The sequence below is a fragment of the Sphingomonas aquatilis genome, from assembly GCF_014196115.1.
Classification (GTDB): domain Bacteria; phylum Pseudomonadota; class Alphaproteobacteria; order Sphingomonadales; family Sphingomonadaceae; genus Sphingomonas; species Sphingomonas aquatilis.
This window is the reverse complement of record NZ_JACIDB010000013.1, coordinates 43,651-55,903: the sequence shown is the minus strand read 5'-3', so window position 1 is coordinate 55,903 and position 12,253 is coordinate 43,651. Positions and strand designations below refer to the sequence as shown.

The following is a 12,253-nucleotide window of genomic DNA, read 5'->3' as shown; positions in this document are numbered from 1 at the left end:
ACGAAACTTAATATACTTTGCGGCAACGCTCAGGCCTTTGTTGACCATTTGTTCCGACTGCCGCTGTCCATATGACAAACCTTGAGGTGCCCCCTTGTTCGACGATACCTTTGGCGCGTAGCTCAGCGTCGAGCGGCAGTCGGGCCATCTGAACCGTCCTGTGTGCTTGATAAACGTCGGTCATGAAGATCTCCGGCGAAATTGAACCGAAAATCAAACAGCGACCTCCCCTCCAGGGCGGCCTTGGCCGCCCCGCTCCGCGCTTGTCCTTGAACAGGAGCGGTCAGAGACTTCCTGGAGGGCCGGGCTGGGGAGCCCGCCCTCCATTCAGGCGAGGATCGTGACCCGAGAGGGACGAAACCGCTTGTGCGGGTTCGGTCGCGGCTTTGCCGCGATAGAGCCGTGCCGAAGGCCGCCCCCGACATTGTCATCCGTTTTCGTTTCCGGCCTTAGCCAAGATCGAAAAAGAGTCGGCGATCAGCTCTGTCCGATAGCTGGTGTCGTTGTCCTGCCCATGCTGACTCTCCCGCACCCGGCCGGTGATATGGACAAGATCACCTTTCCCGGCAGCCTCGACCTGGCTCGCAACGTTCGAAAAACATACGACGCTGTTCCAGTGTGTGTCGGTCTTCCACTCATCGCCATCCCGGCGATTATAGTTTGCTGCGACACTGACGAACGTAACGCGATCGCGAGGAGTAATTTTGCCGACGCGTCCGATGATCCGAAATTCTGCGATATTTTGAGGCATCACATTCTCCTTGCTGTAACGAAAAGCTGGGGGCGGACAGCACACTATTCGCGACCGGAAGCCCCATGACGAAAGTGGTACTTCTCGATATTCTCCGGTGTGGCGTAGAGTTGATACGCCCGCGTCCAATCATGACTGATGTCATATTGCGCTACCTTCAGCGGCACTTGGCCGGTGCAAACCAACCGCCACAGGACGTAAGCCAGGACATTTTTGTCACCGGCGTTCATCTGTCCTTGACGGGGCTGAAGCCAGAGATCTTTGGCGTCGAATGGGGCGCCCCCAAGCGAGATTGGGATTAGGTGATCTAGCTCATAGGCGGACATCGGTTCGCCCGGGTGTTGAGCGTTCATCATCCGGCGCTTCAGCGGGCCGGTCAGCTCGTAGCTGGGCCGCGCCGAGCGAGCGTAACCCGGCCGACAAATCGTAGTATCGATGTTGGCTTGGGTAACGGCCGCATCAACAGCTCCCGGAGTTTCGGGCGGCGGTAGAAGCTCGGGGTGGCGCGGCGGGAGCATCGAGGTTTTCAAAGCCTTCGAGATGCCCGAAACGGCATCGCAGACGGACCCGTCGCCAGCGTTGGTGCAGCCAAGCGTGCCGGCGTCGACGGGGCCATGATCGCGACCAGGGTGATGCCACAGGATTATCACCGCGAGCATGGCGGCACCTCCGAAGAGAGCGCGCAGCCTCAAAACAGCACGAGCGTGAATGCGACGTCGAACCGCTCCGACGACGCAGGGTGGCTAGGAACCGGCTCGGGATCCGAGGTCCAATGCATTGTTCAATATTATCAAACAAACGAAACTGGACAACCGGTTTCCGATGAGCCGCCTCGTTCGAGGGGCGACAGCCTTTTGAGGAAGGGCGGTATGATCGACGTGATGCTCCTCTTGCGCGGGCAGCAGGCGTGACGATCGCGTTCGGAGAGCTGAGCAATCCGCTTGCTCCCACTGGGGAGCATTCCGGCGCCGTAGGCGTCGGTCCCGCTTGTTATTCTTGGCGGATGGTCGGAGGTTTAGCGGGGCTTCTAGGCTAAGCGATGCCCGTCAGGGCGGTAAGCATCGGCCGACCAGGCCGATTCCTTATCTCCATTCTTAGAGAATATATAATCCATTAGAGGAGCAATGTTCTTGTGACACTCACGGGCAACAGGAAGGGCGCGAACGCGCTGATCGAGGCGCAACGCCGCGTTCGCGAGATCGGCTCTGATGGCGGCATCATCGGGCATAAGCCTACCCCGTTCGCGGGGCGAGACGGCTGCGAGCATCGCTGCATGATCTTCCAGCGCTAACTGGCGACGATGCTCTTCGTCGGCAGGCAGGGGCGAATACATGCCCAGCATCTTTTCCAGCCAGACCGGGAGCGTCAGACGATAAAGGTTCGAGGTTTGCTCCGATCGTGCGCCTGACTGGCTGTCGCTCGAATAATTGAACCGCCGGATCCATTCGATCAGGCCGATCTCCTTGAGCAGGTTCAAGGTGCGATAGACGGTCGAACGCGATAGGCCTGTCCATTCCATGATCGTTTCGTAGTCAGGCGTCAGCCAACCTTTCCGCCCCCGCTCCTCCCAAAGGAGATGGTGGAGTACCCGCTCACACGACTGGGTGAATTGTGCGACGAGGAGCTCATGGTCGGTCAAGGTGCGCGTCTTCTGTCGCGCTTCGTGGGCGAGCTTCTGGGCTAGTTTGAAGAGACTGCGCTTGGCCCGGTAGAGGCGAGTGCGCTGGGGAATCCCTAGCGGACGATGAAACTCCGCTTCCTCCGGGCTCTCCGTCTTGACGCTGTTGGCCCATATTTTTCGGCGGGTGATATGAAGCCCCCCCTGGGGTCTTCCGCCGCGGCGGGGGACCATGAGCAGGGCGCGCGTGTTCTCGAGCATCACCTGATCGGCACGAGCTTGGGGTTTGTCGAGGCCGCAAATCACGCGCAGGGGAAGTACAGGCACACCGCCCCTGCGCTGCGCCTCCTGATGCGCCAGCGCAATCTGAACGTCCTCGTAGGAGACGCCTGCGGCGCGCAGTTCGTCGACTACTGAGCCGGCCATCGCCGGAGATGTCTGTAGGGTAAGTCCCATCGTTCGCCCTCTCATGCGAGAGGCCGTCAGCAGGCAAAATGAAGGCGTGGCGCGAAGCGCGCTCCCTTGAACCGAAGCTCTGAAACCTGTATTTGGGAGGCCTGAGAGTGACCTGTCAGCGTTTGGCGACGCTGCCGCATAAAGGTTCCTGGGTGCCCGGCCTCGTGCCGGGCATTCGTTTATGTGCTCACGGCCACCCTTTCTGTCCGCTGCGTGCGTGCCGCGAGCGCGACTGCACCATTCACCTAAAATGATGCCAGCCGACGGCGGGCGGCGGAAGCGTCCTCGCATCGTGCTCTTGCGGACAATTTCGAACAAAATGTCGTGCCATCGCGGACGGTTTTGACGCGCTGTCGTGCTCTTGCGGACGGTAATATCGTGCTATCGAGGACGGATATCGGGCATGGCGATCGATGATTTATCGAGAGTCGTGCTCTCGCGGACGGTTTAGGCCGGCCCCGACTCAGAAGCCTCCCCGATTCGACGTCGCTTAGGTTTAGCGGTTCGACAGAAGCGCTTTGGGAGTAATCGTCACCAAGGATGCAGCAGGACGAGGACCACGCCGGCCCTTCGGGCGGTCGCCGCTTGGTTCGCTCAAGTCGATCTGGAAATCGGGAACCGCATTCTGTTCGGCTATTCCCTTCAAGACATTCCTGAAATGCCGTGTCGTATTTTGGTATCCGATTTGTAGCCGGAGATCATCGATGTCTATTTCGACCGCACCGGGCGAGCAAATCGCCCTTGCCACTTCATAGAGCCGACGTTCGACGGGGCCAATTTGGAAGTAGCTGGGGTCATAATCGAGCACGGCGCGATCTAATACGATCGCGCGGTATAGCCAGTCGCACAAACGAACGCGCACGCCGTTCAACTGCTGCTTGCCGTTCTTGAGCTTGGTGTACGAGAGGCGGGCCTCGGATAGCCAGGAGAAATAGCCGCGTTCGCCCTCACCGCCAGACTCGATATTGGTTCTGATCTGCGTGCCCTGCAAGCGCTCCAGTGCGTCTTGAAGGCGATTGTAGGACCGGGCGGAGGTGTTGGTGCCTGTCACGCGGAATAGGTCGTATGCCGTGAAGTAGAAGTCTTGCGAGGCGGGTACACCTGCCTCGATCTTAGCGAGTAGAAGACTGGCGATATAAAGCAGAATTTCTTTGTCGTAGATCGTTGCCACGCCTGAGGGAGTGCCGACGATCTCGATCGAAACGCTGTCGGTCTTGTAGGAGAGCGGTTTCTTCCACGAGGTTGCGAGGGCAAAGAAGGGGTAGGCCATGATCGACCGCTCCCCTCGCACCTCGCCGATCAGCGGGCTGCGAAGCGCAAAAAGGTCGCCTTGAGAGGTCTGAGGCTGGTCGCTCATGAGAGGTCGCCTTGCATAACCGTCCGCAGAAGCACGAGGGCGATGCCTGCGTCGCTTCGGCGCTCGATGCTGTGGTTGGGGTTTCGATAGCCGGTCATGCGTCGCTCGTAGGGACAGCGGTAGCTTCGATGGTGTCGGCGGGCAGCCCTGGAGGTATCGTCAAATCCGCCCCAACGGTCGCCAGCATCATCTCGAACAGTGGCCCATAGGGGATGTTTCGGAACTGCTGCTGGATGCGCTTGACGTAGCCCGCGAGCTCGTTGGGGACGATCGGAGAGATCCGCTTGAGGACGACCGCGCCATCAGTTGCCCGAAGGGTAAACGCCTCCGGGGTGAGCGTAGCATGTGATTTGGCGATTACCCTCGCGACTACGGCGTCGCGCGAGCGCAGATTGTACCGCTTCTTGAGGCGGTCGATTTGGTCGATCGCCTCGACGGGCAGCGCCATGTTCAAGTTCTGATGGCCGCTCGAGTAGAGGTTGCCCCGCTGCTGCTGGACCAACGCCTTCACCTTGGCTCTCTGACTATCGCGCGAGTATGCCATAAATGGGGGACCTAACGTTTTTGACACGCCGTTGTCAAAGATTAATGCACCGGATGCTGTAAACGCTCTAGGGGGTGCGATCTGCCCTCGGACGGTATAAGCTGCGCTCCAACCGCGGCTCATACCTGACCCAACGTGACTGCTATGAGACTGATTTGATGGCTAATGCTCTTCACCTTGAGGAGATTTCTCACCCTACCGCCCTACTTTTTGGAGGGCGCCTCAAGGCGCGCCGCAAAGCGCTGAAGCTCACCCAGGTTCAGCTCTTCGAGCGAACTGGGATTACTCCTGGGTATCTCTCCTTCATCGAGAATGGGCGTGCGAACCCGACGCTCGATATGATGGTGAAACTGTCTGAAGCAGTCGATACTAATTTATGCAAGATGCTATGTGAAGGCGACTGACGAACGCTGCCCGGAAAAACATCCATATTGAATGTTTTGGAACCGGGCATTCACGTACTGCTTCTTGGAGTCGCGATTCGATTGTCACTGGTTTGCGGTAAATGCCAGTGGACCTTGGGAAGACTACAGGCGGCGCTAGGTTAGCTCGTCTTCACTGTGTGCTCCGATTCGGTGGCTTCGGCTACCGATTCGTTGGCGTAACTGGACGTCTTCCGGCGAGGGCGTTCGGCCTGGCGCTCGACGTCATACTTCTCGAGATAGTTGAAGAGCGTCGAGCGTGAGACCCCCAGCGACTGGGCTACCTCGGCCTGTGTCGCCCCAGGCGCGCTCAGCTTCGCTTGGATCTCCGGGAGTTTGCTCGGGTCTAATAGGCGCTTCCGCCCTGCGGGCGCCATCTGCCGGGGATGGGTCTTGATACCGTGCATGTGGCGGTAATGGCTGTCCAACGCCTCTAGCATCGCATGGACCTTATCGTCGCCGCTCGGCTCGATGACGAGCTGCGGCGTGCAGATCTCGAACGTAACACCCTGTTTCAGCAGCTTCACGACCGCCCTGACGAGCATCGGAGTAGCGATATCGAGGCAAGGTAGGTCGTGGACCTTCACTCTATCGCCCTTGCCGAGACGGATGCCTTTAAGTGCGAGTAGGTCCTCAAGCTGTCCGAAAGTGCGACGCCCTGCGAGTACCTGAAGGTCGCTCGGCTCAAGACAGGCCTGCTGGTCTTCGATGGTCGCGGAGCCAGGAGTCTGGGCGATAAAAGCGACGATTTTACTCAATGTACAGGCCTCTGCGTTCGGCGCTCAACGGGGAGGGACGTAACGGAATGCGGCCACTTTGGGCGCATCCGTACTGTAATTTTCCTATGCGACGCTGTGGTGGTCCGCAACCGCGCTAACGCCGCCGACCTCCGATCATTCCGCTCTTGCAACAAGGATTTGGTTCCCTTCTGAATCGCGATTGAGTGTTGCCAGCCCTGTCAACTTCGACCATATTACATTTATTGACAAGCTGACAGGGTAACGGTCATGCTTCCAGCGGCTCTCACGGCTAAAGCGGTTCAGCTCTGCGCGGCAGGGTTGGGCGGCGTTATGGCCCCTGCGCCAGTGCCGTTCGCGATCACGGTTCGCACGGGCGCGACATTAGTAAGGCATCCTGCCACTCAGGCCGATGCGGAAGCGACGGTCCGTGATCTTATCGCGTTGGGAGCGGATTTTAGTGCCGGCCCATTGAGCATCGCTGGCCGGGACTTTGCGACATATGGCGTGACGCCCGCCTCGGTCTTCGATGCATGTGCCTTGGCGCATGTCGACGAGAGGAGCTCAGCTCCTGCAGTAACAGGCGCACCCTCTGTATCGAACGTCGCAGCCCTAGTTCGTCGGGCATTCGGTGCCCGCGTGACGGACACTATCCGGCCGATGAACGCCAACTACGGCGCTCGGTATAGCTGGCACAAATACGGGCAGGCGATCGACTTCGTGCCTTCGGGGGGCGTTAATTCGATCAACCGCGAGCAGATCCGCGCCTTGATGGGGCAGAGCGGCGTCCGTCTCATCGAGCTGCTTGGACCGGGTGATCGCGGTCACTCCAATCACTGGCATATCGCGTTTGCACGTCCTGGGCAGGTCATCGATCGGACGCGTCCAGTCGAAGAAGACGAGGACTGGATCGTCAATGTGGCCAGTGCAGACGCGCCGGCCAATCCCATTGAGGCTGACGCTCACGGCGCGCCGTCGTCGGCCCTCACAGTCGCAGCCAAGCCGCCTCCTGAATGGGACGTCTTTGCGACTGCCGCATGGCGCGCATCAAAGGGAGGTGGTTGACGATGGGACGATTGCTCAATCGGATTGTGGGTAGCAGTGGCGCTCTTGCCTTCGGCGCAGCCGGACTGATCGCAGTCGCGGCTCCCCAGCCGGCATATGCCTCAGACTGGGGTTGTCAGGTAATCCTCTGCCTGGCGACGCCGGGATCGCCGACGAAATATGCGGCGTGCGTGCCCCCCATCACAAAGTTGTGGAATGCCCTTGCTCTCGGCGGTGGGTTCCCGACGTGCACCGGCGTCGGGATCAAGACGAAGAAAGCAAAGCATGGGTACGATCTGAGCGTCACGCGCTCGGATGGCGTCACCTCTCGCTATTCGCTTGATACGCGATACCAGACGGTCACGGCGCAATGATCCACACTGTCGCCGCCATCACGCTTCTGGCGCAGCAATGCGCGCCCGGGGTCGCGACCGAGGCCGTTGTGCCGCTCGTCGTCACGGAAAGTGGCGGCGATGATCTGTCGATCAACGTCAATCACGGTCCTCGCGTGCGGGCGAGCTCGGTCGCTGAGGGCGCGGCGTTGGTGCGGCAGTATATGGCCAAGGGCCATACGGTTGATGTCGGGCTTGCGCAGATCAATTCGGCGAATTTCGCCCGCCTGGGCGTGACCGTTGAACAGGTCTTCGAGCCTTGCACCAATCTGAGGTTGGCATCGGTCGTCCTGCAGGATGGCTACGGGCTGGCGAGCAAGCACTATACCGGGATGGACGCAATTTCCGCGACCTACTCCCTCTACAACACTGGCACCCTGACGCGGGGGTTCCGCAACGGATACGTCAGCCGTGTCTGGGCGGCCGCGACTGATCTCGGGTCGATCGACGCAGCCCCCGTAATTCCCGGAGCACCATTGGTGGTCGTCAAGCCGCGCAGCGCCGTGAAGGCGGCGCCAGCGGAAGACGCCTGGGTCGTTGGTCAGGTTGCCTCCACCACCGTCGAGGTGTTCAAGTGAGCGCAGAGAATACAGTCACGCGGGGCGGCCGGGACCTTGATCCTCAGGCTGACCAGGGAGAGCAGGCCGGGTTTCAAATCCCGCCGGAGCTCCGGGGTCGCTACGAGGTCCGTCTGATTGGAGAGGACGGCGCTCCCGATCGCCGCATCGGTCTTTTCCTTGCCGCCGATCGCGAGAATCCATCGATCGAAATCTCCGGCAACGGCGAGCGCATCGTCGCTCGCAAGGAGGATCCAGAAACCATCGATGCGCTCGTCAAGATCGCCAAGCACAACGGTTGGGAGGGGATCGACGTCGACGGATCGCCGGAGTTTCGCAAAGCCGTTTGGACCGCCGGCACCCGCGAGGGCCTGGTCGTGCGCGGTTATGAGCCGGAGTTTGCCGAGCTGGCGCAGATGGACAAGCTCCGTCGTGAGGATGCCGAACGGCGTGAGCGCGAGGCAGCATCAAAAGCGCCGATCGCCGACCAGGTTGCAGGGAAGTCTGCCGGCGTAGAGGCTACCGTCGCCGGTCGCACAACGGACGGGGAACGGTCGAACGCCTCCCAAGGCGAACGAACGATCGTCGACGATCTATCCTCTGAAGATCAACGACTGTTGCTGACCGTCAGCGCGTACACCCGCGACCGGAAGGCGCTTGTCGAAGATTTTCACGAACACCTGTCTCCGATGGAGGCGCAATTCATGTCGGAGCGTCTCGAGGTGAACCGGGACAATCTTGACGGAGCGCTCGATCGGGCTTTGGAGAGCGAAACCCTCGCGGCGTCCTTCAAGAAGGCCGGCTATGAGCCGGACGACTTGCGGAGCATGGCTGCAAAGGACCTTTGGGATAAAGACATCGCCGACGCGATCTATCTCGTCCGGTCCAGCCTCAATCGCGAGGATGTCGCCCGTGAGACGCTGAGCGCGTTTGTCGACGCCGACCGGGAGGCTCAGGCGCACTACGGGGATAAAGACGGCGCCCCAGACCCACGAACCAACCCCGAAACGCCGTTGGTGCGCGAGGAGCGCGAACACGCCGCTGCCGATCACCGCCACGAGAGCGAGGCGCTGGCCGAACTATTCCTGCATGGCGCAGCCGACAGGATCGCGGCGGAGCCGCGGCTTGCCAATGCGCTTCAGGCGCAAGCGACAATGGAGCGGCACCTCGGTGAGGTGTTCGAGGGTGACGTCGGCCAGACATCGGCCGCCACGCTCGAAAGCCGCCAGATGATCTCGGACGTGCTCCGGCGCGGCCTTGATGTGTCGGTACGTGAACCGACCCCGGTTCGACAGATCGAACCGCCACAACCAACCCCCGACCTGGAGAGGTAATCTCAAGCCATGGAGACCCGTATGAAGTTTGCTCGCAGCATGGGCCGGATGATGTCCGATCGCCGCGCCCGGCAAGTCGTCGGCGTTGCCGGCGTCGTCGCTCTGATGGCGATTTCGCAGCCTGCGCTCGCGCAGAGCGGGACCGCGATCCAGAGCGGCCTCAACACCATCAAGGACTGGATGATCACCATCGCATCGGTGGTGGGCGTGATCGCCGTCATGGCCGTCGGATATGCCAAATTGACCGGTCGTATGGATTGGGGCCGCGCCGTTACCGTGCTGATCGGTATCGGCATCATCTTCTCGGCCGCGACGATCGTCGGTTGGATGGGCGGAACGGCGTAACATGGAAGACAAGCTCGCCGAGGATAAGGTCTTCCTCGCCCTGACCAGGCCGTCGGTGTTCATGGGACTGCCGCTTGAGGCGATCCTTCCGATCATCATGGTCTGCATGGTGATCTGGGGGATATTTCATAATCCCTTTTTCCCCCTGGCCTTGTTCGGTGCGCTCTACTTCCCGGCGCGGATGATCTGTCACTACGACTTCAATGCTTTCCGGCTCTGGGGCCTATGGTTCCAGACCGGATTCATCTCGAAGAACCGTAAGTTCTGGGGTGGCGGCAGCTACTCTCCTGTTCGTCTCGGCAAAGGCGTGAAGCGGAAGCAGTTCGGCAATGACTGATTTCAAGCTGAAACATAAGAAGGTCGCAAAGCGTGAGGCGGATGATATCAAGTTCATCCCTTATACACGCCATGTCGACGACACTGTTATCGCACTCGAAGACGGCTCGCTTATCCGCATGTATCGTGTGGATGGGCGGCCATTCGAGACTAGCGACGTCTCCGACCTTAACACCTGGCATAACAAACTGAACGTCGCTTGGCGTTCGATCGGCGACGATCGCGTCGCGATGTGGACGCACCTTGTGCGAACCGCGACGGATCCAATTCTTGAAGGCGAGTTCCATTCGGATTTTGCCCGCGAGCTGCAGGCCAAGTACGCTGACTCGCTGAAGGAGAAGGTCCTCTATCACAACGAGTTCTACGTCACGATCCTAGTGCGGCCGTCGCAGATGGCAGGCGATCAGTTGACGCGGCTGTTTGCGAAGCGGAAGGCGAGCGCGGAAATAGATGATCGCGCGATGAAGATCATGGCTGATAAATGCCGTGATTTCGAGAAGCTACTCGCGCAGATCACGCCCGAGCCACTCTCGATCTACGAACATAACGGCGTGCTGTTCTCACAGCCAATGGAAGTGCTTCACTTCGTCCTGACCGGCGACCGTATTCGTATTCCGGTGCTGAATGGTCGCCTCGGTCAGGCGCTTTACACGTCGCGCATCGTGTTCGGGCGCGAAGCGGCCGAAATTCGGCTACCCCACAAATCGCATTATCTGGGTATGTTCGGCGTCCGCGAATATGTCGCGTCGACCCGCACCGGCCAGTTCAACGATCTTCTGAGTCTCGACTTCCCCTTTGTCCTCACGCAAAGTTTTGCGCCATTGGTGAAGTCCGTCGCAAGCGAACGGTTCACCAAAAAGTACAAGCAAATGGTGTCGTCTGACGACGCAGGAGTCAGCCAAGCCGAAGAGCTGCTCGATGGTGTCGACGATCTGATGCAGAACCGGTTCGCGATGGGCGAACATCACCTTTCGCTATCGGTGATCGACGAGAACCCCAAGCGTCTGCTCGAGCGGCTGTCGATCGCGCGATCGGCAGCGGCTGACACCGGCATGGTAATGGCCCGCGAAGATGTTGCGCTGGAAGCCGCTTTCTGGGCGCAGCTCCCGGGCAACTTCAAAATGCGGGCTCGTCCGGCGGTCGTGAACAGCCGCAATTTTGCGGCGCTGAGCCCCTTCTATACATTCCCCGCCGGCCATAAGTCGGACAATCATTGGGGCGAAGCGGTGACGCTCCTGAAGACGCGGGCAGGCTCGTCCTTCTGGTTCAACTTCCACCGCGCCGATGTCGGCCACACTCTTATCATCGGTCCGACGGGCGGCGGTAAAACGGTCCTGCAAAACTTCCTACAGGCGCAGCTCGAAAAGACCGGCGCGAAGCAGGTGTTCTTCGATAAGGACCGCGGCGCCGAGATTTTCGTGCGTGCGTGCGGGGGCACGTACCTGACACTTCGTAATGGCGTGCCAACCGGCTTCGCGCCGTTGAAAGGGCTGGCCGCGAACCCGGCAAACATCGCCTTCTTGCGCCAGTTCATTCGGGTCCTTGTTCGTCGGGTGAGCCAGCCGCTTTCGGTTGCCGAAGAGCGCCTGATCGATGAAGGCATTGACGCTGTGATGCGCCTGCCGGCCGAGGCACGTTCGTTCAGCGCATTGCGCGAAATGCTCGGCTATGCGGACGCGGAGGGCATCGGGGCTCGATTGGAACGCTGGTGCCGGGGCGGCGCGCTTGGCTGGGCGTTCGATGGCCCACAAGACGAGGTGTCGTTATCGGCGCAATTCGTCGGTTTCGACATGACGGATTTCCTCGAAAATCCGGAAATTCGCACCCCGACAATGCTCTACTTGTTCCACCGCGTGGACGAGCTGCTCAACGGGCAGCGGGTGGTTGTCGATGTCGACGAGTTCTGGAAGGCATTGGAGGACGATGCGTTCCGGGCCTTTGCCAAGGATGGTCTCAAGACCTTCCGTAAGCGCAACGCGTTTTTGGTGTTCGGAACCCAGTCTCCTGCCGACGCCCTGCGCTCACCGATCGCGAGCGCGATTATCGAGCAGACGGCGACCAAGATTCTCCTTCCCAACTCCGAGGCACGGCGGTCGGATTACATCGATGGCCTTGGGCTGACCGAAGCCGAATACAGACTGATCCGCGAGGAGCTCACTCCGGAAAGCCGGACCTTCCTGGTCAAACAGGGCCACACGTCGATCGTCGCAAAGCTCGATCTTGGTGGCATGTTCAACGAGCTGAAGGTGCTTTCTGGCCGGGCGGAGACGCTCGAAGCCATGGAAGAGGCCATCGCCCATGCGGGCACCGATCCCGCGGCGTGGCTGCCGCACTTCTACGCAAACCAGAGGAGAAGCTGA

Annotated in this window: 13 protein-coding genes; 7 read left to right on the top strand and 6 right to left on the bottom strand. The window is 60.1% G+C overall.

Features of this window, described 5'->3' with window-relative positions:
- Window positions 1–427: 427 nt before the first annotated feature.
- The 5 genes from GGR47_RS17545 to GGR47_RS17525 form a co-directional block, all read right to left on the bottom strand.
- Window positions 428–751, bottom strand: a complete 324-nt coding sequence (locus GGR47_RS17545) for a single-stranded DNA-binding protein (RefSeq protein ID WP_147036966.1) — start codon at window positions 749–751, stop codon at window positions 428–430.
- 44 nt (window positions 752–795) lie between these two features.
- Window positions 796–1,410, bottom strand: coding sequence for a hypothetical protein (locus GGR47_RS17540; RefSeq protein WP_244305224.1), 615 nt, complete (start codon window positions 1,408–1,410; stop codon window positions 796–798).
- Window positions 1,411–1,778: 368 nt separating this feature from the next.
- On the bottom strand, window positions 1,779–2,795 hold the full coding sequence (locus GGR47_RS17535; protein ID WP_208663178.1) for a helix-turn-helix domain-containing protein: 1,017 nt from the start codon (window positions 2,793–2,795) through the stop codon (window positions 1,779–1,781).
- A gap of 526 nt (window positions 2,796–3,321) precedes the next feature.
- Window positions 3,322–4,182, bottom strand: coding sequence for a replication initiator protein A (locus GGR47_RS17530; RefSeq protein WP_147036964.1), 861 nt, complete (start codon window positions 4,180–4,182; stop codon window positions 3,322–3,324).
- A gap of 94 nt (window positions 4,183–4,276) precedes the next feature.
- Window positions 4,277–4,726 (bottom strand): hypothetical protein, encoded by a 450-nt coding sequence (locus GGR47_RS17525; protein ID WP_183949602.1) that lies wholly within the window; start codon window positions 4,724–4,726, stop codon window positions 4,277–4,279.
- A gap of 158 nt (window positions 4,727–4,884) precedes the next feature.
- On the opposite strand from GGR47_RS17525, the gene GGR47_RS17520 reads away from it, so the two are divergent.
- Window positions 4,885–5,130, top strand: a complete 246-nt coding sequence (locus GGR47_RS17520; protein ID WP_147036963.1) for a helix-turn-helix domain-containing protein — start codon at window positions 4,885–4,887, stop codon at window positions 5,128–5,130.
- 140 nt (window positions 5,131–5,270) lie between these two features.
- Here GGR47_RS17520 and GGR47_RS17515 read toward each other — a convergent pair whose 3' ends face one another.
- Complete coding sequence (locus tag GGR47_RS17515; protein ID WP_147036962.1) at window positions 5,271–5,906, bottom strand: helix-turn-helix domain-containing protein; 636 nt, start codon at window positions 5,904–5,906, stop codon at window positions 5,271–5,273.
- 639 nt (window positions 5,907–6,545) lie between these two features.
- On the opposite strand from GGR47_RS17515, the gene GGR47_RS19190 reads away from it, so the two are divergent.
- From GGR47_RS19190 to GGR47_RS17485, 6 genes are all read left to right on the top strand, one after another.
- Window positions 6,546–6,950 (top strand): hypothetical protein, encoded by a 405-nt coding sequence (locus tag GGR47_RS19190; protein WP_244305222.1) that lies wholly within the window; start codon window positions 6,546–6,548, stop codon window positions 6,948–6,950.
- 349 nt (window positions 6,951–7,299) lie between these two features.
- Window positions 7,300–7,899 (top strand): lytic transglycosylase domain-containing protein, encoded by a 600-nt coding sequence (locus tag GGR47_RS17505; protein ID WP_147036960.1) that lies wholly within the window; start codon window positions 7,300–7,302, stop codon window positions 7,897–7,899.
- Window positions 7,896–9,212: an LPD7 domain-containing protein gene (locus tag GGR47_RS17500; protein ID WP_147036959.1), complete on the top strand. Its 1,317-nt coding sequence runs from the start codon at window positions 7,896–7,898 to the stop codon at window positions 9,210–9,212. Before GGR47_RS17505 ends, GGR47_RS17500 begins: the two co-directional genes overlap by 4 nt.
- Window positions 9,213–9,233: 21 nt before the next feature.
- Window positions 9,234–9,557, top strand: a complete 324-nt coding sequence (locus tag GGR47_RS17495) for a TrbC/VirB2 family protein (RefSeq protein ID WP_147036958.1) — start codon at window positions 9,234–9,236, stop codon at window positions 9,555–9,557.
- A gap of 1 nt (window position 9,558) precedes the next feature.
- Window positions 9,559–9,894, top strand: coding sequence for a VirB3 family type IV secretion system protein (locus GGR47_RS17490; RefSeq protein WP_147036957.1), 336 nt, complete (start codon window positions 9,559–9,561; stop codon window positions 9,892–9,894).
- Window positions 9,887–12,253: a VirB4 family type IV secretion/conjugal transfer ATPase gene (locus GGR47_RS17485; protein ID WP_147036956.1), complete on the top strand. Its 2,367-nt coding sequence runs from the start codon at window positions 9,887–9,889 to the stop codon at window positions 12,251–12,253. The genes GGR47_RS17490 and GGR47_RS17485 overlap by 8 nt, the downstream gene beginning before the upstream one ends.

Excerpts from the sequence above, each read along its gene's own strand:
- GGR47_RS17545 (WP_147036966.1), bottom strand. The coding sequence starts at position 751 with ATGCCTCAAAATATCGCAGAATTTCGGATCATCGGACGCGTCGGCAAA.
- GGR47_RS17540 (WP_244305224.1), bottom strand. The coding sequence starts at position 1,410 with ATGCTCGCGGTGATAATCCTGTGGCATCACCCTGGTCGCGATCATGGC.
- GGR47_RS17535 (WP_208663178.1), bottom strand. The coding sequence starts at position 2,795 with ATGGCCGGCTCAGTAGTCGACGAACTGCGCGCCGCAGGCGTCTCCTAC.
- GGR47_RS17530 (WP_147036964.1), bottom strand. The coding sequence starts at position 4,182 with ATGAGCGACCAGCCTCAGACCTCTCAAGGCGACCTTTTTGCGCTTCGC.
- GGR47_RS17525 (WP_183949602.1), bottom strand. The coding sequence starts at position 4,726 with ATGGCATACTCGCGCGATAGTCAGAGAGCCAAGGTGAAGGCGTTGGTC.
- GGR47_RS17520 (WP_147036963.1), top strand. The coding sequence starts at position 4,885 with ATGGCTAATGCTCTTCACCTTGAGGAGATTTCTCACCCTACCGCCCTA.
- GGR47_RS19190 (WP_244305222.1), top strand. The coding sequence starts at position 6,546 with ATGAACGCCAACTACGGCGCTCGGTATAGCTGGCACAAATACGGGCAG.
- GGR47_RS17505 (WP_147036960.1), top strand. The coding sequence starts at position 7,300 with ATGATCCACACTGTCGCCGCCATCACGCTTCTGGCGCAGCAATGCGCG.
- GGR47_RS17495 (WP_147036958.1), top strand. The coding sequence starts at position 9,234 with ATGAAGTTTGCTCGCAGCATGGGCCGGATGATGTCCGATCGCCGCGCC.
- GGR47_RS17490 (WP_147036957.1), top strand. The coding sequence starts at position 9,559 with ATGGAAGACAAGCTCGCCGAGGATAAGGTCTTCCTCGCCCTGACCAGG.
- GGR47_RS17485 (WP_147036956.1), top strand. The coding sequence starts at position 9,887 with ATGACTGATTTCAAGCTGAAACATAAGAAGGTCGCAAAGCGTGAGGCG.